22 protein-coding genes are annotated in these 23987 nt (G+C 56.3%); 15 read left to right on the top strand and 7 right to left on the bottom strand.

Features of this window, described 5'->3' with window-relative positions; translation table 11 throughout:
* Positions 1–9 precede the first annotated feature (9 nt).
* From THINI_RS05405 to THINI_RS05390, 5 genes are all read left to right on the top strand, one after another.
* Positions 10–1965 (top strand): alpha-amylase family glycosyl hydrolase, encoded by a 1956-nt coding sequence (locus tag THINI_RS05405; RefSeq protein ID WP_002707644.1) that lies wholly within the window; start codon positions 10–12, stop codon positions 1963–1965.
* A 139-nt stretch (positions 1966–2104) separates the two neighbouring features.
* On the top strand, positions 2105–2413 hold the full coding sequence (locus THINI_RS05400) for an isoamylase early set domain-containing protein (RefSeq protein WP_002707643.1): 309 nt from the start codon (positions 2105–2107) through the stop codon (positions 2411–2413).
* A gap of 50 nt (positions 2414–2463) precedes the next feature.
* The gene (locus THINI_RS05395; protein WP_002707642.1) at positions 2464–3423 is read left to right on the top strand and encodes an acetylxylan esterase; all 960 of its coding nucleotides are present in this window, start codon (positions 2464–2466) and stop codon (positions 3421–3423) included.
* 52 nt (positions 3424–3475) lie between these two features.
* Positions 3476–3640 carry a hypothetical protein gene (locus THINI_RS24110; RefSeq protein WP_211206962.1) on the top strand — a complete coding sequence of 55 codons (165 nt, stop codon included), beginning with the start codon at positions 3476–3478 and terminating at the stop codon, positions 3638–3640.
* Positions 3641–3707: 67 nt separating this feature from the next.
* Positions 3708–3965: a hypothetical protein gene (locus THINI_RS05390; RefSeq protein ID WP_002707641.1), complete on the top strand. Its 258-nt coding sequence runs from the start codon at positions 3708–3710 to the stop codon at positions 3963–3965.
* A gap of 44 nt (positions 3966–4009) precedes the next feature.
* On the opposite strand, the gene THINI_RS05385 is transcribed toward THINI_RS05390, so the two are convergent.
* From THINI_RS05385 to THINI_RS05360, 6 genes are all read right to left on the bottom strand, one after another.
* On the bottom strand, positions 4010–4708 hold the full coding sequence (locus THINI_RS05385; protein WP_002707640.1) for a Fic family protein: 699 nt from the start codon (positions 4706–4708) through the stop codon (positions 4010–4012).
* 53 nt (positions 4709–4761) lie between these two features.
* Positions 4762–5589, bottom strand: a complete 828-nt coding sequence (gene pstB, locus THINI_RS05380; RefSeq protein ID WP_002707639.1) for a phosphate ABC transporter ATP-binding protein PstB — start codon at positions 5587–5589, stop codon at positions 4762–4764.
* Positions 5590–5607: 18 nt separating this feature from the next.
* The gene (pstA, locus tag THINI_RS05375) at positions 5608–6492 is read right to left on the bottom strand and encodes a phosphate ABC transporter permease PstA (protein WP_211206961.1); all 885 of its coding nucleotides are present in this window, start codon (positions 6490–6492) and stop codon (positions 5608–5610) included.
* 5 nt (positions 6493–6497) lie between these two features.
* Positions 6498–7475, bottom strand: coding sequence for a phosphate ABC transporter permease subunit PstC (gene pstC, locus THINI_RS05370; protein ID WP_002707637.1), 978 nt, complete (start codon positions 7473–7475; stop codon positions 6498–6500).
* A gap of 96 nt (positions 7476–7571) precedes the next feature.
* A complete protein-coding gene (pstS, locus tag THINI_RS05365) occupies positions 7572–8636 on the bottom strand; it encodes a phosphate ABC transporter substrate-binding protein PstS (protein ID WP_002707636.1) in 1065 nt (354 codons plus the stop codon).
* Positions 8637–8768: 132 nt separating this feature from the next.
* On the bottom strand, positions 8769–9098 hold the full coding sequence (locus THINI_RS05360) for a DMT family transporter (protein ID WP_002707635.1): 330 nt from the start codon (positions 9096–9098) through the stop codon (positions 8769–8771).
* 190 nt (positions 9099–9288) lie between these two features.
* On the opposite strand from THINI_RS05360, the gene THINI_RS05355 reads away from it, so the two are divergent.
* The 8 genes from THINI_RS05355 to THINI_RS05320 all read left to right on the top strand — a co-directional run bounded on the left by THINI_RS05355 (position 9289) and on the right by THINI_RS05320 (position 20860).
* Positions 9289–10917 (top strand): substrate-binding domain-containing protein, encoded by a 1629-nt coding sequence (locus THINI_RS05355; RefSeq protein WP_002707634.1) that lies wholly within the window; start codon positions 9289–9291, stop codon positions 10915–10917.
* A complete protein-coding gene (locus tag THINI_RS05350) occupies positions 10917–11552 on the top strand; it encodes a 5-bromo-4-chloroindolyl phosphate hydrolysis family protein (RefSeq protein ID WP_002707633.1) in 636 nt (211 codons plus the stop codon). Before THINI_RS05355 ends, THINI_RS05350 begins: the two co-directional genes overlap by 1 nt.
* The gene (locus tag THINI_RS05345; protein WP_002707632.1) at positions 11549–12631 is read left to right on the top strand and encodes a substrate-binding domain-containing protein; all 1083 of its coding nucleotides are present in this window, start codon (positions 11549–11551) and stop codon (positions 12629–12631) included. The genes THINI_RS05350 and THINI_RS05345 overlap by 4 nt, the downstream gene beginning before the upstream one ends.
* 99 nt (positions 12632–12730) lie before the next feature.
* Complete coding sequence (locus THINI_RS05340; RefSeq protein ID WP_002707631.1) at positions 12731–14599, top strand: PhoX family protein; 1869 nt, start codon at positions 12731–12733, stop codon at positions 14597–14599.
* Positions 14600–14725: 126 nt separating this feature from the next.
* Positions 14726–17365 (top strand): type II secretion system protein N, encoded by a 2640-nt coding sequence (locus tag THINI_RS05335; protein WP_154724356.1) that lies wholly within the window; start codon positions 14726–14728, stop codon positions 17363–17365.
* Positions 17365–17571, top strand: coding sequence for a glycosyltransferase (locus THINI_RS05330; protein WP_002707629.1), 207 nt, complete (start codon positions 17365–17367; stop codon positions 17569–17571). Before THINI_RS05335 ends, THINI_RS05330 begins: the two co-directional genes overlap by 1 nt.
* A gap of 334 nt (positions 17572–17905) precedes the next feature.
* The gene (locus tag THINI_RS05325) at positions 17906–19711 is read left to right on the top strand and encodes an alkaline phosphatase PhoX (RefSeq protein ID WP_002707628.1); all 1806 of its coding nucleotides are present in this window, start codon (positions 17906–17908) and stop codon (positions 19709–19711) included.
* Positions 19712–19714: 3 nt separating this feature from the next.
* Entirely contained in the window at positions 19715–20860 is a 1146-nt protein-coding gene (locus THINI_RS05320; RefSeq protein ID WP_002707627.1) for a glycosyltransferase, read from the top strand.
* A 27-nt stretch (positions 20861–20887) separates the two neighbouring features.
* Here THINI_RS05320 and THINI_RS05315 read toward each other — a convergent pair whose 3' ends face one another.
* On the bottom strand, positions 20888–21853 hold the full coding sequence (locus tag THINI_RS05315; RefSeq protein WP_002707626.1) for a hydrolase: 966 nt from the start codon (positions 21851–21853) through the stop codon (positions 20888–20890).
* 42 nt (positions 21854–21895) lie between these two features.
* On the opposite strand from THINI_RS05315, the gene hisC reads away from it, so the two are divergent.
* Both hisC and THINI_RS05305 read left to right on the top strand, forming a co-directional pair.
* Positions 21896–22948, top strand: a complete 1053-nt coding sequence (gene hisC, locus THINI_RS05310; RefSeq protein WP_002707625.1) for a histidinol-phosphate transaminase — start codon at positions 21896–21898, stop codon at positions 22946–22948.
* Entirely contained in the window at positions 22945–23700 is a 756-nt protein-coding gene (locus tag THINI_RS05305; RefSeq protein ID WP_002707624.1) for a Nif3-like dinuclear metal center hexameric protein, read from the top strand. The genes hisC and THINI_RS05305 overlap by 4 nt, the downstream gene beginning before the upstream one ends.
* Positions 23701–23987: the final 287 nt, after the last annotated feature.

Below are 23987 nucleotides of genomic sequence, written 5' to 3'. Positions count from 1 at the left end.
GGAACACGCATGTACGAACAGGTTTCCCACTCCCTTCTCAACGACATCCTGATTGAGCTTGACCCGACCATCAAGGGCGAAGGGCTGCGTCATTTTTATACGCGGTTGGGGGCAAACTTCTACTCCATCCATTCGCTGTTTAATATCCTCTACGGCAAGCGCGAGGATTTCCGCGAACACATCCAGTGCCTGGTGGAAACCATGGCGCGGCAATACCTACTGCGCGCCGATTACCTGCGTGAATCCGACCTGGAGCGCGAGAAAGACCACAACTGGTTTTTAAGCCAGGAATGGGTGGGCATGGCGTTGTATGCCGACGGTTTCGCCAAAAACCTGCCCCATCTGACCGAAAAGGTGCATTATTTCCAGGAACTCGGCGTCAACATGGTACACCTGATGCCGATGCTGCAATGCCCCAAGGGCGCGAGTGACGGCGGCTACGCAATCAGTAATTTCCGCCAAATTGATGAGCGTTTTGGCACGCTGGACGATGTGGAAACGCTGGCGGGCGAATTGCGTAAACGCGGCATCCTGCTGACGCTGGACGTGGTGTTGAACCATACGTCCAACGAACACGAATGGGCGCAACAGGCGCGTGCAGGCGATGCCAAATTCCAGGATTACTACTACATCTTCGACAACCGCGAAGTGCCGGACATGTTTGAAGTCACCATGCCGGAAATCTTCCCTGAAACCTCACCCGGCAATTTCACTTGGGATGAGGAGATGGGCAAGTGGGTGATGACGGTGTTCAACAGTTACCAATGGGATCTGAATTACAGCAACCCGGCGGTGTTCATCGAAATCCTCGACATCATCCTCTACTGGGCGAACCAGGGGGCGGACATCCTGCGGCTGGATGCGGTAGCGTTCCTGTGGAAAAAGATCGGCAGCATTTGCCAGAACGAGCGCGAGGCGCACCTGATCCTGCAATTGCTGAAAGATTGCTGCCAGGTAACCGCCCCCGGCGTGCTGTTCATTGCGGAAGCGATTGTTGCCCCGGTCGAAATCATCAAATACTTCGGCGAAGACGCGATCAATGCCAAGGAATGTGAAATTGCCTACAACGCCACCTTCATGGCGCTGCTATGGGATGCGGTCGCTACCAAGAACGCCAAACTCTTGACCCAGGGTATCAAAAGCCTGCCCGACAAGCTGGAACGCGCCACCTGGCTGAATTACGTGCGTTGCCACGATGACATCGGCCTTGGGTTTGATGATAACGACATCCGCGCAGTGGGTTACGAGCCTTACGCCCACCGCCAGTTCCTGATCGACTATTTCACCGGGCGTTATGACAACTCGCCCGCACGCGGCTTACCCTTCGGCCATAATGACAAGACCGGTGACACGCGCATTTCCGGTTCGTTGGCATCACTGGTAGGGCTGGAAAGCGCCCTGCAAGCCCAAGACCCGGAACGTATCGACGTTGCCATCAAGATCATCCTGCTGTTGCATGGCATGACTCTGGCATTTGGCGGTATCCCCTTGCTGTACTACGGCGATGAAATTGGCACACTCAACGACAACACTTATCTGGAAGATCCGGCCAAAGCCAACGACAGCCGCTGGGCGCACCGCCCGCGTATCAATTGGGACAATGCTGAACAGCGCAACACGCCAGGAACCGTTGAGTTCCGCCTGTTCAATGCCTTGAAAAAAATGATTTCAGTACGCAAGGAAGTGACGGCGTTCGCCGATTTCAACAACCGCGAACTGCTGGATGTGGGCAACCCGCACCTGTTCGTATTTTCACGCTTTGAACACCTGCAACCCACCAGCCGGGTGCTGGTCGTCGCCAACTTCGACAGTGCCCCCCAACACCTGAATCTGGAGGATATTGGCCGCAAAGCCTATTTCCGTCAGGGTTCGGTACGTGATTTGTATTCGGGGGAACGCCCTGCAATGTTCAAGGATGAGCTGGTGATCCCACCCTACCGGTTTTATTGGCTGACGGATCAGTAAATAAGTCGCCCACCCCTCCGTCTGGAAATTCACTGATATGGTGCTATATTCTGGCAGTTGTTGCGTGGGTTATGGCATAAAACCTGCTTAACATTTCCCTGAGAAAATCCCCGCAAAGTTGTAACATCAGGAAATGACCATGAGCCTCAAAAAGCAATACCTGAAAACCCGCCCTGTTTGCAAAGTGACATTCCGCATTAGCAAGGAAGCAGCCCGGTCGGCACAAGCCATTTATCTGGCTGGCGATTTCAATGCCTGGGATGCCGAGGCAATACCTATGACCCCCCTTAAAAGCGGTGAGTTTACCGCTGTATTGGAGCTGGAAACCGCTACCCCGGAATACCAGTTCCGCTATCTGTATGACGGTGAGCAATGGGAAAATGAGTGGGAGGCCGACGGTTATGCCGTTAACGGTATCGACGGTGAAAACTCTGTCGTGCGCGTGTGAGCGGAAATAGGTTATAAACACAGGTCTCCGTAGTTTTGAAAGGAAACCGGATGCCGTCCCGTTTTGCTCATTCGTTTGCATTTGACCCTGGTTATGGCTATTCGCTGGCGGATTTGCTTGCGGTGGATGCGCCAGCCATGCCCGCTGATTTTGCCGCATTCTGGCAAAGCCGTTATGAACGCACATTGCTGGTGCATCCACGCCCCAGCATCAAACATACAGGGACGGCGCATAACGGTTTTGAAGTCTATGACCTGAGCTATTTTTCCACCGATCATTCTATCATTGGAGGTTGGGTGCTAGTTCCGCAAAGCCAGCCGGTGACTTGCGGGTTGGTATTCGGGCACGGCTATGGCGGCTGCGATGAACCGGATTACCGCCTGTGCCCGTCAGGGGCGGCTTTGTTGTTTCCCTGTTTTCGCGGGCTGTCACGCAGCCAGCAGGCATCGGTTTCCAGCAACCCTTCTTACCATGTGCTACACGACATCGACAAATCAGAGCAGTACATCATCGGTGGGTGTGTGGAAGACTTGTGGTTGGCAGTGTCGGCCTTGCAGTTATTGTTTCCGGCGGTGCGCGGGCATATTGGCTATTCCGGCATCAGTTTTGGTGGGGGGATAGGCGCATTGGCGTTGCCATGGGATGCGCGCATCCAGCGGGCGCACCTGAATGTGCCGACTTTCGGCAATCATCCGCTGCGTTTGCAACTGCCGACGGTTGGCAGCGGCGCGGCGGTGCAGCGCTATCAGCAGCAGCACGGCAATGTCATGGATACCCTGCAATATTACGACGCCGCCAGCGCCGCCGGTTTCATCCGCCAGCCGCTGCATGTGGCCGCCGCGTTGTTCGACCCGACGGTCGCTCCACCGGGGCAGTTCGCCATCTACAATGCCTTGCCGGAGTCGAAGTCGCTGTTCGTGCTGGAGGCGGGGCATTTCAATTACCCGCGCCAGGCGGAGCAGGAACGGGAACTGCTGGCGGAATTGGAAACCTTCTTCGCGGGGTTATAGCCATTCAGTAAACAGGAAAGTATTTTCACCGGCGGGCTTCCAGCCCAACCTCTTGGATATTGTGCTGGTGATCGGCAGGGAAGACCCATTTCTGGGTAACAATCATCATCTAAGCCATATCCTGCACAGCAAAGGTATCCGCCATCACCTGCATGAGTGGGATGAGCGGGCGCACAAGGGTTATTATTGGCGGCGGATGGCTCCGCTGTATTTGTAATGTATCTGCTATCTCGGTGTGACGTGAAGTTTCACGTTATGTTTTATTCACTTTCCCGGAATTATCCATGACACCACTGGAAAAGGTTGAAGCCCTGTACCGCGAACTCGTCGTTTCCTACCACGAAGGTGAGAAACGTGAAATCCGCGCCGCCTCCAAATTGTTGATGGTCGCGCTCCTGCACATGAAGGAACACGGCGGATTCGGCTGGCAAGGGTTGGTCGAGGAATATGTCATCATGCTGAAGAATGACCCGGAACGTTTCCACGCCATGCTGGACTCCAACCGTGGCGAGACCAAGCGCAACGGGCAGGCTATCCACTAAAATTTCCCCTGTAGGGGCATATTGCATACGCCCTCTTCACGCTGTCAAACGTCGTCAGCCAACAGGAACTCCGGACTTGCATGCTTGCGCAATAGTTCCGCAATTTCATGTTGCAGGCGTGGCCATTGCCAGATCATCGCCAGACTGTGGCGGTTGCGGTAGAAAACGTGTTTGGATGGGTCAAAATAAGCGCGGATATTTTTCTTGCTGAGCACAAATGGTGGTTGCCCTTCCCGCGCCAGCACGTAGCTGACGATCAGCATGGCGGTGCGGTGATTGCCTTCGATGAACAACTGTGGCGTGCTGAGGATGTGGATGTAAATCCCGGCGGCGCGTTCCCATACCGGCTCATGCTTGTGCCGTTCCAGCCATTCCATCAGGTCGCCGATGCCGTCAGGTTGCTGATAGAAACGTTTCTCGCTCGCCTTGAGGTGGGAGGCAAGCTGCTGGCGCTTGACCGGGCCGTCACCACACAGGATCAGGTTGTTGAGTTCGAGGATGCGGGCGGAATTGCCCAGCATGAATAGGTCGATGCCCAGGTGCAGGGCTTCATCGACGCAACGGTAACCGGCCAGCATATTACTGACGACTTCATCCGAAAAGGCGTCGCGGGGTGAGTCCAGGCTGATATTGATGCGCTCAAAGTCCGCCTGGACTTCCCGTAATGATGCCTCTATCGCCGCCAAATCCAGCCGGTAGCGGGTGGTTTGGCGTTCGTCTTGCGTAAAGATACCCCAGTGCATCCTGTACCTCCCTTCTTTTTGTTGATTATTGATGCTACCGGCAGGCAGCAGGCTTAACTGAAGTGACCGGCAACGTATTCCTTGGTCAGTTGCGCCTGCGGGTCTTCAAAAATCTGCCGGGTTTCACCCATTTCCACCAGATAGCCGGTGCGGCCACCCTGCGAGATGTCGACGCCGAAGAAGGAGGTGTTGTCGGCAACGCGCATGGCCTGTTGCATATTATGCGTGACCAGCGCCAGCGTGTAATGTTCCTTCAGTTCCAGCATGAGTTCTTCGACCTGACGGGTGGCGATCGGGTCGAGGGCGGAACAGGGTTCGTCCATCAGCAATACATCCGGCTCGGTGGCGATGGCGCGGGCAATGCACAGGCGCTGTTGTTGGCCGCCGGACAGGGACAGGCCGCTGTTCTTGAGCTTGTCCTTGACTTCCTTCCACAGCGCCGCGCCTTCCAGCGCTTTTTGCACGCGCTCATCCATGTTGCCCTTGAAGCGGTTCAGGCGCAGACCGAAGGCCACGTTGTCATAGATGCTCATGGAAAACGGGTTGGGTTGCTGGAACACCATGCCGATGTAGCGGCGCACCACTACCGGGTCGACGTTACGCGCGTAGATGTTCTGGCCGTGGTAGGTCACTTCACCTTCCAGGCGGAATACCGGGATCAGGTCGTTCATGCGGTTGAGGCTACGCAGCACGGTGCTCTTGCCGCAGCCGGAAGGGCCGATAAAGCCGGTGATCTTGTTCTTCTCGATGGGCACGATGCTTTTGCGCACGGCGAGAAAATCACCGTAGTAAATTTTGTCGATGTCGCAGTTGATGACGACCGGGCCGTTGGCCGTGAAGCGGGCGGCGCTGGAAATGCTTGGTTCAATGGGAGCAGTCATGGGGTGACTCCTGAAAAGTTAATATTTGGGTCGGCCAAACAGGCGGGCCAGGACGTTGAATACGAGGACGATGAGCACCAGCACCAGGGATGCCGTCCAAGCAAGCTCAAGCTGGTTTTCAAACGGCATGGCCGAGAAGTTGTAGATCAGGATCGACAATGAGGCTGTTGGCTCCATGACCTCGGAAATGTAGTAGTTGCTGAACAGCGCGGTAAACAGCAGCGGCGCGGACTCGCCCGCCGCGCCCGCCACCGCCAGCAATACGCCGGTGAGGATGCCGGACAGGCCGGTTGGCAACACCACTTTCCAGATCACCTGACTGCGCGTGCAGCCCATGCCGTAGGCTGCGTCCTTCATGCGTTGCGGTACTTGGCGCATGGCTTCTTCTGCGGCCAGCACTACGGTCGGCAACATCAACACCGCAAGGGCGACCCCGCCCGCCAGCGCCGAGTAACCAAAATTGATGACCAGGATGGAATACACAAAAACACCGGCGAGGATGGAGGGGAAACCGGTCAGGGTTTTGGCCAGGAAGCGTGAAGCAGTCGCGGTGCGGCTTTGCGGATCCAGTACGCCGAGGTAGACCGCAGCCAGTGTGCCAAACGGCACGCTAATGGCGCTGGCGATGCCCACCATGACCAGCGTGCCGATGATGGCGTTGCCGAAACCGCCGCCCATTTCAAAACCGGCGGGCGGCAGTGCAGTCAGGGTTTCCCAGTTGATGCGCGTGCCGCCTTTCATCACCAGCATATAGATGACGGAAAACAACGGCACGCTGGCCAGGAACGCCATCAGCCAGGTGAGGCCGGTCAGGAAACCGCTTTTCATGGCGCGGTATTCCAGCGGCTGGCGGCTCAGGTTGTAGTCTTTCCCCAGCGTGGCTGAGGACAGGTTTATATTCATATTGCTCATTTCTTGCCCTCAAACTTGCGGACAGTGTATTGCTGGATGGCAAGACCCGCCACGTTGACCAGCAGGGTAATCACCAGCAGCGCCAGCGCGGCGTACATCAGGCTCTGCACTTCCAGCGTCCCGGCTTCCGGGAAATTGGAAGCCAGCAGTGAAGCCAGCGTGTTGCCGGGGGAGAAAATCGACAGGCTGATCTGGTCGACGTTGCCGATCAGCATCGCCAGCGCCATGGTTTCGCCCAGCGCGCGGCCAAAGCCCAGCACCAACGCGGCCAGGATGCCGGAAGAGGCGGTCGGCAGCATCACTTTCAGGATCGCTTCCCAACGGGTAGTGCCCATGCCAAATGCGGCTTCCTTCACCTTGTAGGGAATGCGGCGGAAAGCGTCCACCGAAATCGCCGCCACGGTTGGCAGGATCATGATCGCCAGCACCAGCGCGGCAGGCGCCATGCCCGGCCCGCTCAGGCTGGTGCCGAACAGCGGGATGAAACCCAGATGTTCATGCAGGAAGCCAGCGATCGGGCGCAGGGCAGGGATCAGCACATAAATCCCCCACAAGCCATACACAACCGAAGGGATGGCGGCCAGTAACTCGACGATGGTGCGGAACACCGCCGCCAGACGCGCTTCAATGAAATCCTGGGTGAGGAAAATGGCGATGAAAACGCCAAACAGGCCGCCCAGCAACAGGGCGAGCAGGGAGCTGTATAGCGTCCCCCAGATTTCCGGCAGGATACCGAATTCTTCCTTGCCGGGGTTCCAGTCCATGCCGCTAATGAAACCGAGGCCATAACGCTGCATGGCAGGTAATGCCTGACTGCCGATTTCCCACAGGATGTAGCCCATCAGGATGATGATCAGGAAAGCGGAACCGTAAGCCAGGCCACGGAACAGGCTATCGCTGGTGTAGTCGCCACCTGAAGGTGGTTTGGTAACGCTGCCGGAGGAGGTAGCTTGCTGGAATGGGTTGGAAGCCATCGGGTGACACCTGAAAACGTACTTTGGGGGTGGAGGGAAAGCCGGGCGTGGAGAGTCCCCCGGCTTCCTGGGTCAATGATCAGATAACGGAGGGTATTACTTGATCATTTGGGAGACTTCACGAACCTTCTTCACAACGCTTTCCGGCATTGGGATGTAGCCCAGGGAGTCAGCACTTTCCTGGCCGGTGGTCAGGCCGTATTCAACCACTTTACGCAGGGCGTCGGCTTTGGCGGCGTCTTGTTCCGGGTAGAAGATCATCCAGGTGTAGCTGGCGATGGGGTAAGCATCTGCACCGGCAGGGTCAGTTGCCCATGCACGCAGGTCAGGCACATCGCTGTTAGGCAGGTTGCCGCTAGGGAAGTCAGTACCAGCCAGTGCTGCCGCGCCGGATTTGGCATCAGCCGCTACGAACTGGCCATCCTTGTTTTGTAGCATGGCGATGCTTTTCCAGCCGCTCAGCTTGGCGAAACCGTATTCGATGTAGCCGATGGCGCCTGGGGTTTGTTTGATGGTGGCAGCGATGCCGTCATTTTTAGGCGCTTTGACGAATTTGTCAGTCGCAGGCCAGTTAGGGGATTTGTTGCCTTCGCCAACGCTAGACTTGAAATCTTCGCTGATGGCAGCCAGGTGGCTGGTGAACACGAAGCTGGTGCCGCTGGAGTCGGCGCGGGTCACGACCGTGATGGCTTCGTCAGGCAGTTTTGCATCCGGGTTGGCGGCGGCAATTTTAGGGTCATTCCACTGGGTGATTTTGCCCGCGAAGATTTCAGGGTAAACATCGCGAGGCAGTTTCAGGCCATCAACGCCTTCCAGGTTGTAGGCCAGTACCACTTCACCGGCAGTCATCGGCAGCAGGATGGCTTTGTTGCCAGCCTTGCCCAGTTCTTCGTCATTCATCGCGGCGTCACTGGCGGCGAAGTCAACGGTCTTGTTGATGAAATCCTGGATGCCAGCGCCGCTACCCTTGGACTGGTAGTCAACACGGATGTCAGCGTTCGCAGCACTGAAGTCCTTGAACCACTTGGCATAGATAGGGGCAGGGAAACTGGCACCGGAGCCGTTCAGTTTAACTTCTTCGGCGAATGCGGTTGAAGTCAGCACAGCAGCGGACAGGCAGCTGGCAATAGCCGTCATCTTCAACAACGACACAAATTTCATAATCTGGATACTCCTGAATGCTAGTAAATTGGGCGCTCACATGAGTTGTTCATGTCAGAACGCAATCTTCTAACCAGGAGGTGACAGAGCGATGAATAAAGGATGACGATACTGTTAAATGGTGGGGTAGGGCTAATGTCTGACCACTTTCGAGAACAGGTGGATCACCAGCACGCCGAGGACAATCAGGCCCATACCGATGGTAGCGGCCAGATCCAGCCGCTCATTATAGAAAATGATGCCGATAATGCTGATCAGGACGATACCCAGCCCCGACCACACCGCATAAGTGATGCCCAACGGGATGGTGCGTAGCGCCATGGTCATGAAATAAAACGCCAGCCCATACCCCACCACCATGACAAAGGTCGGCAGTGGCTTGGTGAATTCCTCCGTCGCCCGCAGGGAACTGGTGGCGATAACCTCGGCAATAATGGCCAGGGCAAGATAAAGGTAAGACATAAATTGTGAACCGGGTTCAGCAAGTAGGGAGCCGGTATCATAATGAAAGAAACCTTGCCTGAATACGGAAAACAGGCAGCGGGTATCGGCAAAAACCGTTCAGACAGCAGTTTGTCACGTAAATGTCATATTCCCCGGGCTAGTATGTTAACCATAAAAACAAGCAACGCCGGAGTGAGTGGAGTCTCTCATGCAAAAATTCAAATGGATTATTTTCGCGGTTATCGCCTTTTTCCTGATCAAGGGTTTTTTCTTGGATGGCAAACGCACCCAGCAAGTCAGCATTGACCCTGCCAGCGCCGATCTGGTGATTGTTTCTGGTTCAGAAAACAAGGAGTTGCAAGCTATCATCGATGCCTGGGCGGATGGCGTGGGCAAAAAGGTCGCCGTGGTCTACAAGGGCAGCGTCGACATTTACCGTAGCCTGCAACAGGGCGCTGCCATGCCCTGCGATGCGGTTTGGCCCGCCAACCATTTGTGGATTGAGTTGGGTGACACGCAGAAAGTCGTCAAACACGAGCAATCCATCATGCGTTCCCCGGTTGTTCTTGGCCTGAAAAAATCCATTGCGCAGCAACTCGGTTGGGACCAGCGCGAGGTGCGCATTCAGGACATCCTCGACGCCGCCGAGCAGCAGCGTTTCCGGCTGGCCATGACTTCCGCCACCCAGTCGAATTCGGGGGCGAGCGCTTACCTCGGTTTCCTGTATGCCATGGCAGGCTACCCCGACACCCTGACCATGCAGCACCTGCAAGACCCGGCGGTGCGGGAAAAGGTCAAGCGCCTGCTGTCCACCACCAACCGTTCTTCCGGCAGTTCCGGCTGGCTGAAGGAAGCGCTGGTGGAACACCCCGACCGTTTCGACGCCATGTTCAACTACGAAGCGTTGATCATCGAAGCCAATCATGCACTGACAAAGCAGGGGCAGGAACCGCTTTACGCCATCTACCCGCAGGACGGCCTGTCGGTGGCGGATAGCCCGCTGGGCTTCGTTGACAAGGGTGACAAGGTCAAGGAAGAGCTGTTCCTCAAGCTGCAACAATACCTGTTGTCCGACAAGGTGCAACAGCAGATCGAAGGCATGGGTCGCCGCACCGGTCTGCTGGGCATGACGGTTGCCAATCCGGATAAAACCATCTGGAACCCGGATTGGGGCATCAACACCGACAAGACCATTGCCTCGATTCCGACCCCGCAGCAGGCGGTGATCCAGGAAGCCTTCAATATCTACCAGACCGACCTGCGCAAGCCCAGCCTGACGGTGTGGGTGCTGGATGTTTCCGGTAGCATGTCCGGCCAGGGTATCCACGACCTCAAGCAGGCCATGACTACCTTGCTGGATCCGGTGCAGGCCAGCGAGCACCTGCTCCAACCGGGGGCGAAGGACGTGACTTTCATCATTCCGTTTAACGGTAGCGTACAGGCGGTGTGGAAAGTGGAAGGCAATGACCCGGCGCAACTCGCCACGGTACTCAATCATGTGCAATCCCTACAGGCATCCGGCGGCACGGATTTGTATGAGGGTTTGGTAACAGCCCTGCAACAACTCCGTTACTATGACGCGGAAGGCACTTTGTGGAATTACCTGCCCGCGATTGTCGCCATGACGGACGGGCGTTCTGACGACACCAACCTGTTTGCGTTCCAGGATGCGCTGCGGGCGCTACCGTTTGCGGGTGACGTGCCGATCCACGCAATTGCTTTCGGCGATGCGGATGAACGCCAACTGGAAGCATTAACTTCGCAATCCGTCGGGCGCTTCTTCAAGGTCAAGGATGATTTGCCGGGCGTGCTGCGCGAAGCCAAGGGTTACAACTGATGCTGAAACTGAAGGAACTGTGGCGGCAAATCCTGGCTGGCGTGTTGGCTGCCGGGGTGTTCTCGGCGGTTTACCTCGGTTTCAGCCTGGTGTGGTGGGCGGCGCTGCTGGCCGGTTTCGCGGTCTACGCCGCCAGCCTGCTGCTGATTGAACGTGCGCCGGAAGATAGCGAAGTCTACGTTTACGCCAACCTCACCCAGGAAGACATCAACGCCGCCGTGCGCCAGTGCTTGCAGGCAGCCAAGGATCTACACGCCGCCAGCAAGGCCAACCGCATCGACGCCGACACCGCCGTGGCGCTGGAACGCATGGCGCAACTGGTGGAGGAAATCGGCAACAATTACCGTGAAGACGCCCGCGACCTCAAACACAGCCGCAATTTCACCAACCACTACCTGCCGAAAATACTGGAACTGGTGAAGGATTATGTCGCCCTCAGCAACCGCACCGTCACCGATTCCGCCCAGCAACGCCTGCAACAGGTGGGCGGCGTTATCCGTGGCTATTTGCCGAATGTGCAGACCATCCACAACGCCTGCCTGGAAAACGATTTTGAGAAACTGGAGCTGGAAACCTCCGTGCTCGGTGACGTGATGAAACTCGCCATCCCTGCCGCCAAGGAAACGATCCGATGAAAAAAATACTGGGAATCCTGATACTGCTGGCGGTTGCCGCTGGCGTCATTATCGCCACACAAATGGATTGGGGCAGCCTGCAACGCACGCAAACCGTCAAGCAGGACTGGGTGGACGTGAACATTTACTACGGCGGTGAAAAATCCCGTTTCCTCGCCAACCCGCAAACGCAGAAGACGTTGGAAAAATACAAGGTGCGCCTCAACGCCGCCAAGGCGGGCAGCATCGAGATGGCGACCCAGTTGCCGACCGAGGGCAAGGATTGCCTGTGGCCATCCAACCAGATCGCGGTGGAGCTGGCGCGGCAGGCGGGCAAGCCAGTGCTGGCCGATACCAATATTTTCAACTCGCCGATGGTGTTCTATGCGTGGCGGCCAGTGACTGAGGCTTTCATCAAAGCCGGTGCTGCCAAACGTGAAAATGGCGTTATTTCTGTCGATACCGCCAAGCTGGTGGAACTGGTGCAGCGGCAAAAGCGCTGGAAAGAGGATTTGGGGTTGGATGTTTACGGTGCGCTGAAAATCTTCTCCACCGATCCGCGCAATTCCAACTCCGGCAACATGTGGGCAGGCTTGCTGGCGAACACGCTCAATAATGGCAATGTGGCATCAGCGGCGGATTTGCCCAAAGTGCTGCCAGCGGTACAGGCGTATTTCCGCGCCATGGGTTACATGGAACACAGTTCCGGCGATATTTTCGAGAATTTCCTCAAGCAGGGGATGGGCGCCCGCCCGATCATCATGGGCTATGAAAACCAGTTGGTGGAATTTGTGATCGAGCACCAGGAATACCGTGATGTCATCCGCGACAAGATCGACATCCTCTACCCGACGCCGACGGTATTCGCCAGCCACCCGCTGATTTCCCTGACCGGCAACTGCAAGCGGCTGGAAATGGCCTTGCAGGATCAGGACTTGCAGGCGCTGGCGTGGAAGGAACACGGCTTCCGCAGCGGCTTGCTGGGCGTTAGCAACAGCCCGGATGTGCTGAATGTGGGTGGTATCCCCGAAACCGTCAATCAGGTCATGCCGCTGCCGGAGGCAACTGTCATGCAACAAATCATTGATGCGCTGGAATAAGCGGTTTAATCAAACTGCAACATAGCTTTAACCTTACTGAAAATATTCCGGCATAGCATGGCGGGCTGTACACACCCATCAAAATTGGAGATACCCGCAATGAAATACCTGAAAATCAGCTCGGTAGCCTTGGCTGTGGCTGCTGCCTTGGTTGGCTGTGGCGATGACAACAACAGTAGCTCTTCCTCCAGCAGCAGTTCCAGTGTCAAATCCGTTGAATTCAGTAGTATGCCTGCCCCTACAACTGCCGACAAAATGGCGGTTACCCACTCTTCCTCCGTCGCTAAAGTCACTTACAGCGACGGCACCAGCAAGGATTACCCCCTGACCTATAACAAGCTGTTTGGCGTAAAAGACAAGGTGGGCGGTAACGCCAATGCGGCTGGCCAACTTTACAACTACAAGATGGAACCGATCATGGATCCATACAACCAGCCGGTTATCGCGGAAACTCCGGACGCCAACAGCCTGCTGAAGGTCGGCGGCAACCTGTTCCTGGTTTCCCATCTGGAATATGACTGGCTGCTGTCTGATGGTTCTGACGCTTACAAAGTGGCCAATTGGTATACCCGTATGCCGATGTCCATGTTGCTGACCGGCATCACACAAGCTACTGACGGCAAGCTGTCGGTCAAATCCCAGAAGCCACTGGATTTCTCTGGCGTTGATGGCCTGTGGATTCCTTGCTTCGGTTCCCAGACCCCGTGGAATACCCATCTGGGCTCTGAGGAAGATTACGACCTCCAGTACAACCCGTTGAACACCAGCGGTTACGCCACTACTACTGCTGGGCTGAAAGCGCTGAACGAGGTCTATTACAAGAACGAAAAGACCGCCAACCCTTACAACCACGGCATCATTCCTGAAGTGACCGTGAAGGAAGACGGTTCCACCACCATCGTCAAGCACTACGCCATGGGTCGTGGTACCTGGGAAATGTCCAAGGTGATGCCGGATGGCAAGACTGCCTACATGGGCGATGATGGCACACACGGTTTCATGCTGATGTTCGTGGCTGACAAGGCTGGCGATTTGTCCGCTGGTACTATCTATGCGGCCAAGTGGACACAAACCTCTGCTGACGCGGGCGGTAAGGCCAACCTGACCTGGGTCAAGCTGGGCAGCGGTACGGATGCCGACATCAAGGCGCTGGCTGATGCGGCTACCTTTGAAACCATCTTCGATGCCGTTGCGCCAACCGCCGGTACTTGCCCAACTGGCTACACTCGCGTCCGTGCTGGTTCCACGGCTGACGAATGCCTGACCGTGAAAGCGGGTCAGGACAAGGCGGCTGCTTTCCTCGAATCCCGCCGTTACGCAGCACTCAAGGGCGCGACCACTGAATTCACCAAAATGGAAGGCATCGCTGTCAACGACAAGGACAAGCGCCTGTACGTGGCCATTTCCGCCATCCGCGACAGCATGACCGATGGCGCTGACGAACCGGCCAACGACATCAAGCTGAAGAAAGTCTCTTCTGGTGCGACCTACTCGGCTGACCTGAAAGGCGGTCAGAAAGACACGTCTGGCGCTGCCATCAACTCCGAATACGTCGCCACCAACATGTATGTTGAAGCAGCCCTGCTGGGTGAAGACATCGCTGCTGACGCGCTGGGCAACACCGCCAACCCGGACAAGGTTGCTAATACCGACAACATTTTCTTCTCCGAAAAGATGCGCACCCTGTTCATCGGTGAAGACTCCGGTATGCACGTCAACAACTTCGTGTGGGCTTACAACGTCGACACCAAGAAGCTGAGCCGCGTGCTGAGCGCGGTTGCGGGTGCTGAAAACACCGGCCTGCAAGTGGTGGACGACATGAATGGTTATGCCTACATCATGAGCAACAGCCAGCACCACGGCGACTGGTCTACTGGCAAGAACGCGGAAGTCGACAAGGCTCTGGCCACTATCGACAAGTTCGACGCCAATATTGGTTACATTGGCGGCCTGCCTGCCATCAAGTAATGGGTAAAGAAACCCCACCCCGGCCCTCCCCTTGTCAGGGGAGGGAGCCAGGAACCTGAGACCCCTCTTGTTCCTCCCCTGACAAGGGGAGGTTAGGAGGGGTTTCTTCTTGTAAGGATTTGATGTGTGATGAACAAAATCGGGTTAATCCTGCTGGCTTTCCTGTTAAGCGCCTGCGGTGACGGTGGCGTGGACAATGCCGCAACGGATACGGGTACAACATCGGCAGCTGTTCCCGGTATGGGTCTGACGGGCGAACGCGCCAACCCGGTGCTGTTCAGCAACCCCTACCCGCAGATCCCCGCCCAGTGTTACATCGAAACCTCGCGTGGTACGCAGAACGCCTGCCAGTATTGCCATACCAACGCCGCCTATCAGGCAGGGCTGGGCAACAATAACCCGCAAGCCGGTCTGGAAGCGCGGATCGGCAACCTGCAAATCGAATATGCCTTTGCCCCGTATGAAACCACTTCCCCACTGGCAACCGTCAACCGCTGGGAAAATACCCTCAAGCCGGAAACCCTGCGGCAAGTGGTGGCAGCACTGGGGATTGATACCACCGCCTGGGATATGCGTACCTACGTGCGTAGTGACAACTGGCAAACCGCTTACAATCAACGCCCCGGCGACCCCAAACAATGGGATGCAGGCATGCAATCGCCATTCCGCCTGTTCCCCGGCCTCGACCCGGCGGATTTGCCCGCCAACAGCGACGGTTTCGTGCGCAGCCAGCAAGCCCAAAACGGCTTTTTCAGCGATACAGAAGGCTGGCTCACCGGCTGGCGCGCCATCAACTTCATGCCCTACGGCATTTTCACCCCGATGACAGGCTCGGTGTCGGGCATCTACATCCGCTTGCCGGAAAAATTCATGCAGCGTGAGGATGGCAGCTTTGAACTCGCCACTTACGCACAAAACCTCGATTTGCTGGAACGCTCCATCCAGGGGCGTTTGTTGCCGACCGACAGCAAAACCTACCAGGGCATGGCGAAAAGCGTGCCGGTGGAAGCAGGCTTATATCCGTTGGGAACCGAGTTTGCCCACCCGCTGCATTACGTCGATGTGCGGGCGGATGGTACAGACGCCAGCATCAGCCCGTTCCCGGGAACCCGCAGCCACCGGGTCAAGGAAGTGCGCTACATGTACAAGGCGCGAGACTGGCAGCCCAGCCAGTTCCGCCCCGGTGAGAAATCTGAAGGTGCGGGCATCTACGGCAATGACGCACAGGGCTGGGTGGACAACGGCGCAGGCTGGCTGCTGGCGGGTTACATCGAAGACAAGGATGGTGCGTTGCGCCCGCAAACCCGCGAGGAAATGACCCAGTGCATCGGCTGCCACAGCGGCATTACCCGCACCGAATTCCCTACCTTCACCTCCGGTACCGGCAATACGGTGGACAGTACCTGGGCGATGCCACGCAAATTCGCCGGGGAGCTGGGCTGGCAGGAAATGAATTACCTGCTGTACAAGGCTGACCGCCATGCGGATGAAACTGCTGTGCCGGGTAAGGCGGGGCAGGGCGACCCGCTCAACCGCGATCTCGACCAGGGAGAGCTTGCCTATTTCCTCGATACCGTGGTGGGGGCAAGCCTCTACGGCGACATGCCGCAGGCCATTGAAAATGTGCTGAGCCAGCATATCCGCACAGCCAACGGCTACAGCGCCGATTGGCCGGTGCTGGATACCCTGAGCGCGCAAGGTTTCCAGCAAGCCCAGGCATTGCGGCAACAACTGATGCGCGAGTTCACCGCCAAAGGTGGTTATCTGGAAACTGACGGCAGCATCAGGGGTGGCCTGTTGTACCCGCCGGAACGCGCTGCGCTGGCCGCCGCTGCCCGTTACCGGCAGGTGGTCGTCAGCCAGCGCTACAACAAGGGCAAGGATGTATTCCCGGAAACCCCGGTCACGTTCCGCCATTTCCGTGACCCGGCGCAACCGCTGACCCGCGTGGATGGCACACCGTACCAGACGGGTGAAGTCATCACCGAACGCCCGGTCGAGCTGGATAACCCTGCCAGCCTGACCTATCGCGTAGGTAACAGTCAGACCGGTATTGATGCAGCTCATCTTTACCCGGAGGGTAATTACAACCCCGACTATCTACCGCTGCTGAAATTCCCGCTGGAATTTACCCCCGCTCCCGCAGGTGCAGCGCAAAGCCGCCCTGATTGGCAGGCTATTCCTTTGACCCGACTGCCCTTGAGTTTGAAAGGAATGCTGGGTTTGCCAGGTGGACAGGGTTTTGCCGTGATTGAACAGCAGGGGCAACAATTCCTGGCGCAAAGCGGTAAAACGCTCTCCGCGCAGCCAGGCGTGCAATTGCTGGAAGTGGGTGAACGTTACGCCCTGTTAAAAAATGGCGAGGCGCTGGAAAAGCTGGAACTGGGTGTTGCTACCAGAACAGATACACCGGTAACAGCCCCGGCGATAGCGGCGGATGAGCTGGAGCAGGTTGACCTGAAGGCGTTCCGTGACAATGCGGCTGTTGACCCTTACCGCCTGTTTGATGCGGTACAGCCGGAACCGGTGGTGGCTGGCGGCAAGTTGGCCGGTTACCGGTTGGCACCGGGTGCTGACCCGGTGTTGTTCGTCAAGGCTGGCCTTAAAGTTGGTGATGTATTGCTGGCGGTTAACGGCGTCAAGTTGGAAAGCGAGGAACAAGCGTTCAAGCTGCTGGAACAGTATGCCGGTGCCATCCAGTTGAGCTTGACCTTGCAACGCGGCAAGGAAGAAATCAACCTGCCGGTCAATTTCCAGGAGTCCTGATGCGTATACTGATGGTTTCCGACGTGTATTTTCCGCGCGTCAACGGTGTTTCCACCTCCATTCAGGCATTCCGGCAGGCGCTGACAGCGGCAGGCCACCACGTCACCCTGATTGCGCCGGACTATGGGCAAACGGTGGAGGATGAGGTGGGCATCATCCGCATCAGCTCACGCAATGTGATTGTCGACCCGGAAGACCGCATATAGCGCTATTCTAGAGTATTCCAGATTTTGTCTACAAAATAGGCTATGAAAAACGCTATTGCCAGTGCTGCCAGTCTATTATGCGAAGTGTATTCACTAAAAAATCTATAGGAAATTTCATAGACGATGCCAATAACAATTAGGCTAACAACGATAAATAAAAATTTCTTCATTCCGGGCGCATTTGTAAGTATTAGGTGAAAAATGGTATTTGGTTTATATGCGAAGGCAGGGTAGAGCTTATCTAATTTTACCGCAATTGTTTTCCAGCCTTTTTCATCAAATTGTAAGAAATTCCAAGTAAGGTCTTGCCAATATTGCGATTATGAGGTTTTTCATGAGGTTGTCGCCCCTGTTTGCTTCTCTGAGTTTGTTGCTAGCTAGTGCTCCCCTCTATGCTGCCTCTCTTCAAAAAACAGTCGAATTCAAGCCGCTGGATCTGCCTACCAGTGACGCTGACAAACATGTGGTCAGAACCACGGATGAAGTTACCGTCAATGGCGGAAAACAGGCGATTGCCTTCCAGGAGTACATGCGTACCGGCGCTCAGGATAACGATGAGGTTTTCGGCCTGATGAAAGACGTGAAGGGCAATCCCATCAGCGTCGACGGCACACCTTATGTCTGCAATGGCGTCAATGGTACATCGGGCAGCGGCATGGATTTCAGCTCCATCCTGCATGACAACGGCAAGCTGTATGTCATGTCTCAGTTTGAATGCAATGTCGGTGGCATGTACATGAGCGAAGTCCAGCAGGACAAGGACGGCAAGCTCAGCCCGGTCAAGGATACGTTGCAATTCATCGACCAATCGGGCGATTTCGGCGGTTTCGTGCATTGCGCCGGGATGGTGACGCCGTGGGGCAGCCATCTGGGTGGCGAGGAATACGAGCCGGATGCCGCCAATATCGAGGAACAGATTGGCAACCCGGATGGCATTACCGACAAAAAATACGTGGCCTACCCCAAATACTACTGGCAGGATGACCTGAAGAACCCGGCCAAATCCAGCCCCTACATGGTTGGCTGGGTGACGGAAACCCGCATCAGGGATGGCAAGGGGCATTACAGCAAGCATTACGCGATGGGGCGCTTCTCGCACGAGCTGGCCTACGTGCTGCCTGACCAGAAAACCGCTTATCTCACCGATGATGGCGATAACGGCACACTGTTCATGTTTGTTGCCGATCAGGCGGGCAACCTGTCGGCAGGCACACTGTACGCCGCCAAATGGAACCAGACCGATGGTAATAACGGCGGCACGGCCAAGCTGGAATGGGTCAGCCTCGGCCATGCCAGCGATGCTGACCTCAAGGCCGCCATTGCCAGGCTGCCCAAATTCAGCGAACTGTTTGAAACCGGCGATACGGACAAGTGTGATACGCAAAACGGTTTCGTGCTGGTTTCCCCGGCAGGTTTCAAAAAGCAGTGTTTGAAGGTCAGGGATGGTAAAGAGGTGCTGGCCTCCCGCCTGGAAGCGCGTCGCTACGCCGCCATCAAGGGCGCTACCCACGAATTCCGCAAGATGGAAGGTTTTACCTATGATGCTGACCGCAACACTGGCTATCTGGCCATCAGCGAAGCGGCGCGAGGGATGCTGGATAACACCGATGATGTGGAAGAGCAAAAGAACTATGACAGCGCCACCGGTAACCATATCCGTCTTGCCCAACCCAACTACTGTGGTGGTGTATATGCGCTTTCCATGCAGGATGGCGTCAAGGATACGGATGGCAAAGCTATCGGCAGCAGCCATGTCGCCACCGGCATCAAGGCTGTGGTCATGGGTGGTTCCGCCACTGACGCGAGCCTCAACGCGGGTGGCGCGGAAAGTTGCGCTGCCAATACACTGGACTGGTTTGCGCAACCTGATAACCTCTCTTTCCTGCCGCATTCCGACACGCTGCTGATCGGTGAAGACGGTGAGCACGAAAACAACATGCTGTGGGCATACGATATTGGCAACAACAGTCTGACCCGCGTTGCAACCGTGCCTGTGGGGGCGGAAACCACTTCCCCATACTGGCATCTGGATGTGAATGGCGATGGCTACATCGGTATGGTTGCCCAACACGCCAAGAGCATGGATGACCCTCAGTCCGTACTGGGTTTCATTGGCCCGATCAAAGGACTGGTGAAATAGTTAATGCGCATATTGATGGTTTCCGACGTGTATTTTCCGCGCGTCAATGGCGTTTCCACGTCGATACAGGCATTCCGGCAGGCGCTGGAGGCGGCTGGGCATCATGTCACATTAATTGCGCCCGATTATGGGCAAACGGTGGAGGATGAAACCGGCATCATCCGCATCAGTTCGCGCAACGTGATTGTTGACCCGGAAGACCGCATGATGCGCATCCGCCGCATCCATCGCCTGACTGAGGAGCTACGGGCGGAGGATTACGACATCATCCACATCCACACCCCGTTCGTGGCGCATTACGCCGGGCTGAAACTGGCGCGCAAACTGAAGCTGCCAGTGGTGGCGACCTACCACACCTTTTTCGAGGAATACCTCTACAACTACGTCAAGTGGCTGCCCAAAGAATGGCTGCGCTATGCGGCGCGGCGCTTTTCCCGTACCCAGTGTGCCGATCTGGATGCGTTGGTGGTGCCTTCCAGCGCCATGCAGCAAGTGCTGAAAGATTATGGGGTGGAAACGCCCATGACCATTCTGCCAACCGGTCTGGACATGCGGGTATTCGAGTCTGGCGACGGTGTGGTGTTCCGGGAACAGCATGGCATCCCGGTTGAGTGCCCGGTAATTCTGTTCGTAGGACGGGTGGCGTTCGAGAAAAACATTGGCTTCCTGCTGGATGTGACCGAACGCTTGCGGGAGCAGATCCCTGACATTTTGTTCGTCATCGCGGGTGAAGGCCCTGCGGAAAAATCCCTGCACGCGCAAGTGAAGCGGCGCGGGCTGGAAGGCAATGTCAGTTTCGTCGGCTACCTGCGCCGTGATGGCGGCTTGCAGGCGTGCTACAAAGCGGCGGATGTGTTCGTGTTCGCTTCCCGCACCGAAACCCAGGGGCTGGTGCTGATTGAGGCGATGGCCTGCGGCACGCCGGTGGTGTCGACAGCGGTGCTGGGGACGAAGGATGTGATCGGTTCAGGGCAGGGTGGCCTGGTCGCGCCGGAAGAGGTGGAAGGTTTCGCCAAACAGGTGGAACGCTTGCTGCAAGGTAAAACCCTGCACGTGCAAAAAGCCAAAGAAGCGCTGGTGTATGCGGCTACGTGGTCACATACGGCGCAGGCGGAAAAATTGGTGGCGTTTTACCGGCAGGTCAAGTAGCAGGCGCACGGGTTAGCCGTTGGCAGATTAGGCGAGCTGGCGTTCCTGAAGCCAGGTGGTGATCCGTTGTTCAAGCCAGTATTGGGTGTTCCAGGGTGTTTTGCCTGAGACGAAGCCTACATGGCCACCATGCGTGGCCAATTCCAGTATCACCTGGTCGCTAAGCATGTCTTCAGTGGGCGCGGTGGCCGGGTACATGAAAGGGTCGTCGCGGGCGTGGATAATCAGTGTCGGCGTCTGGATGCGCGGCAAGAATTGCCTGGAACTGCTGCGGGTGTAGTAGTCTTCCGCATCTGCAAAACCATTCAATGGGGCAGTAATCTGGTCGTCGAAGTCGTAGATGGTTCCCAGCTTGTTGGAGCTGGCCTGTAAAGGTTGTTCCCGCTGGCTGAACTTGCGACGGTAAGCCGCTTTTAACTTGCCCAGCAGGTATTGCCCATACACCCGCGCGAAGCCCTGTTCCAGCTTGCGCGCGCATTCTTGTAGCTGGAAAGGTACGGAGACGGCGATGATGGCTTGCAAGCCCGACGCCGCGCCGGTTTCCCCCGCATATTTCAGGATCAGGTTGCCACCTAGCGAGAAACCAACGGCAGCCTTTGGCATCCTGCCGGTCTTGCGCAGATGGGCAAGCACTTCCGCCACGTCTTCCGTCCGCCCTGAGTGGTAGCTGCTGGCGTGGCGGTTGGGGGTTCCGCTGCATCCACGCAGGTGCATGAAGACGCTGGCGAAACCCACCTTGTGCAGGGTCAGCAGCAAAGTCTGGGCGTAATGCGATTCCAGCGAACCCTCCAAGCCGTGGATCACCAGCACCAGTGGCGAATCCGCTCGCGGATGCCAGGCAAGGTCGATGAAATCACCATCGGCCAGTTCCACCCGTTCGTGTTGCAGGTCGAGCTTTGGGCGCTGGCGGAAAAACACCGGCCACAGGGTTTGCAGGTGGGGGGATTTGAGCCACCAGGCAGGGCGGAAGGTAGATTGCTGTATCTGCGTCATCCTTATATGATCACACGTTTATATTCCTGACCGGAAGTACGCATGAGCCAATACTGGAGCAAGCTGGTACACAACCTCGACCCGTATGTGCCGGGCGAGCAGCCCAAAGACCAGCGCTACATCAAGCTGAACACCAACGAATGCCCGTACCCGCCATCGCCCAAAGCGTTGGAAGCCATCCACGCAGCGGCAGATGACACCCTGCGTCTCTATCCAGACCCGAACGCTGACACGCTCAAGGATGCCATCGCCGACTATTACGGCGTAACCCGCGCCAACGTGTTCGCAGGTAACGGCTCGGACGAGGTGTTGGCGCATGTTTTTTGTGGCTTGCTCAAACACGACAAACCGTTGTTGTACCCGGACATCAGCTACAGCTTCTACCCGGTCTACGCCAACCTTTATCAGATCGAAGCGCAGCAAATCCCGCTGCGGGAAGATTTCCGCCTGTGCTTGGGTGATTACTCCGTCGATAACGGTGGCATCATTTTCCCCAACCCCAATGCGCCCACCAGCATGGCCGTGGGGCTGGAAGCTATCGAAGCCCTGTTGCAAACCTATCCGGATTCTGTGGTGGTGGTAGACGAAGCCTACATCGACTTTGGTGGCGAAACCGCGATTCCGCTGACTGCGAAATACCCGAACCTACTGGTTGTGCAAACCTTCTCCAAATCCCGCTCACTGGCGGGTTTGCGGGTAGGTTTTGCCGTTGGCCACCCTGATCTGATCGACGCGCTGGAACGGGTGAAAAATTCTTTCAACTCCTACCCGTTGGGGCGCATGGCGATTGCCGGTGCGGCAGCAGCAATGCGTGACAGGGACTATTTCGAGACAACCTGCCAGCAAATTATTGCCACCCGTGCAGCTACTGTGCAGAAACTGACGGAATTGGGCTTCAGCGTACTGCCTTCCGCTGCCAATTTCGTGTTTGCCCGACCGCCGCAAGGCAATGCCGAAGCAATCTACTTGGCACTGAAACAACGCGGCGTATTGGTGCGCTATTTCAACAAACCCCGTATCAACGAATACCTGCGCATCACCATCGGTACCGATGAAGAGATGACCGAATTCCTGCGCATACTCACCGAACTATGAATCTCTACGAACTCGAAACCTATCTTAACAAGCTGCTCAACATCAGCAAATTCCGCGACTATGGCCCCAACGGCTTGCAAGTTGAGGGCAAGGTTGAAGTACGGAAAATCATCACCGGCGTTACCGCCAGCCAGCCGTTGCTGGATGCTGCGGTTGGGCTTGGTGCCGATGCCATACTCGTCCACCACGGCTATTTCTGGAAGAACGAGGCATCAGTTATTCGTGGCATGAAAAAGCGCCGTATCGCCACCCTGCTCAAGCACGACATCAGCCTGTTCGGCTACCACCTGCCGCTGGATGCACACCCAGAACTGGGTAACAACGCCCAGCTTGCCAAATTGTTGGGCATACAGGTTGATGGTGTGATGGACGAACGCGAACTGCAAGGCGTAGGCAACGTGGGTTCCCTGCCGGAGCCGCAAACGCTGAAAGCCTTTGGCAAGCAGGTCGCCGATGTGCTGGGGCGCGAGCCTTTGTTGATTGCCGGTGGTGACAAACCCATCCAGCGTATCGCCTGGTGTAGTGGTGGTGCGCAAAGCTACATCCAGCAGGCATTTGGGCTGGGCGTGGATGCTTATCTGAGCGGGGAAGTTTCCGAACATACCGTGCATAGCGCGCGCGAAAACGGCATCCATTACATTGCAGCAGGTCACCATGCCACTGAACGCTACGGCATCAAGGCGCTGGGCGAACATTTGTCAGCGCAGTTTGGCCTTGAACATATCTTCCTTGATTTGGATAACCCTGTATAAATCAGGGCATTCCAGCTTTTTTTTGTGTTATTATGCCCGCGCTTTGTCCGGCAGGTGGGTGTGGCAGTATTCATGACTTAAATCAACGGCTCATGCCATGCTGTTGTGGAGGCCGCATTTGCACTTGATTTTGAACAACAGTTCGGACATCCTATGCCGTGTTTTAGCGTATGCTAATATGGGCATTTGCTGTGTAGAGATGCATATATTCAACGTTGTTGCAAGTGGTTATGATGCTGCACGCAAGAGCGTGTTTTACGTTTTGATTATTTGGGAGAGAGCAAACG

This window comes from Thiothrix nivea DSM 5205, assembly GCF_000260135.1.
Lineage (GTDB): Bacteria > Pseudomonadota > Gammaproteobacteria > Thiotrichales > Thiotrichaceae > Thiothrix > Thiothrix nivea.
The sequence above is the reverse complement of the archived record's forward strand: the minus strand, read 5'-3'. Positions and strand labels throughout refer to the sequence as shown.

Coding starts and splice junctions, on each gene's coding strand:
- THINI_RS05405 (WP_002707644.1), top strand. CDS start 10: ATGTACGAACAGGTTTCCCACTCCCTTCTCAACGACATCCTGATTGAG.
- THINI_RS05400 (WP_002707643.1), top strand. CDS start 2,105: ATGAGCCTCAAAAAGCAATACCTGAAAACCCGCCCTGTTTGCAAAGTG.
- THINI_RS05395 (WP_002707642.1), top strand. CDS start 2,464: ATGCCGTCCCGTTTTGCTCATTCGTTTGCATTTGACCCTGGTTATGGC.
- THINI_RS05390 (WP_002707641.1), top strand. CDS start 3,708: ATGACACCACTGGAAAAGGTTGAAGCCCTGTACCGCGAACTCGTCGTT.
- THINI_RS05385 (WP_002707640.1), bottom strand. CDS start 4,708: ATGCACTGGGGTATCTTTACGCAAGACGAACGCCAAACCACCCGCTAC.
- pstB (WP_002707639.1), bottom strand. CDS start 5,589: ATGACTGCTCCCATTGAACCAAGCATTTCCAGCGCCGCCCGCTTCACG.
- pstA (WP_211206961.1), bottom strand. CDS start 6,492: ATGAATATAAACCTGTCCTCAGCCACGCTGGGGAAAGACTACAACCTG.
- pstC (WP_002707637.1), bottom strand. CDS start 7,475: ATGGCTTCCAACCCATTCCAGCAAGCTACCTCCTCCGGCAGCGTTACC.
- pstS (WP_002707636.1), bottom strand. CDS start 8,636: ATGAAATTTGTGTCGTTGTTGAAGATGACGGCTATTGCCAGCTGCCTG.
- THINI_RS05360 (WP_002707635.1), bottom strand. CDS start 9,098: ATGTCTTACCTTTATCTTGCCCTGGCCATTATTGCCGAGGTTATCGCC.
- THINI_RS05355 (WP_002707634.1), top strand. CDS start 9,289: ATGCAAAAATTCAAATGGATTATTTTCGCGGTTATCGCCTTTTTCCTG.
- THINI_RS05350 (WP_002707633.1), top strand. CDS start 10,917: ATGCTGAAACTGAAGGAACTGTGGCGGCAAATCCTGGCTGGCGTGTTG.
- THINI_RS05345 (WP_002707632.1), top strand. CDS start 11,549: ATGAAAAAAATACTGGGAATCCTGATACTGCTGGCGGTTGCCGCTGGC.
- THINI_RS05340 (WP_002707631.1), top strand. CDS start 12,731: ATGAAATACCTGAAAATCAGCTCGGTAGCCTTGGCTGTGGCTGCTGCC.
- THINI_RS05330 (WP_002707629.1), top strand. CDS start 17,365: ATGCGTATACTGATGGTTTCCGACGTGTATTTTCCGCGCGTCAACGGT.
- THINI_RS05325 (WP_002707628.1), top strand. CDS start 17,906: ATGAGGTTGTCGCCCCTGTTTGCTTCTCTGAGTTTGTTGCTAGCTAGT.
- THINI_RS05320 (WP_002707627.1), top strand. CDS start 19,715: ATGCGCATATTGATGGTTTCCGACGTGTATTTTCCGCGCGTCAATGGC.
- THINI_RS05315 (WP_002707626.1), bottom strand. CDS start 21,853: ATGACGCAGATACAGCAATCTACCTTCCGCCCTGCCTGGTGGCTCAAA.
- hisC (WP_002707625.1), top strand. CDS start 21,896: ATGAGCCAATACTGGAGCAAGCTGGTACACAACCTCGACCCGTATGTG.
- THINI_RS05305 (WP_002707624.1), top strand. CDS start 22,945: ATGAATCTCTACGAACTCGAAACCTATCTTAACAAGCTGCTCAACATC.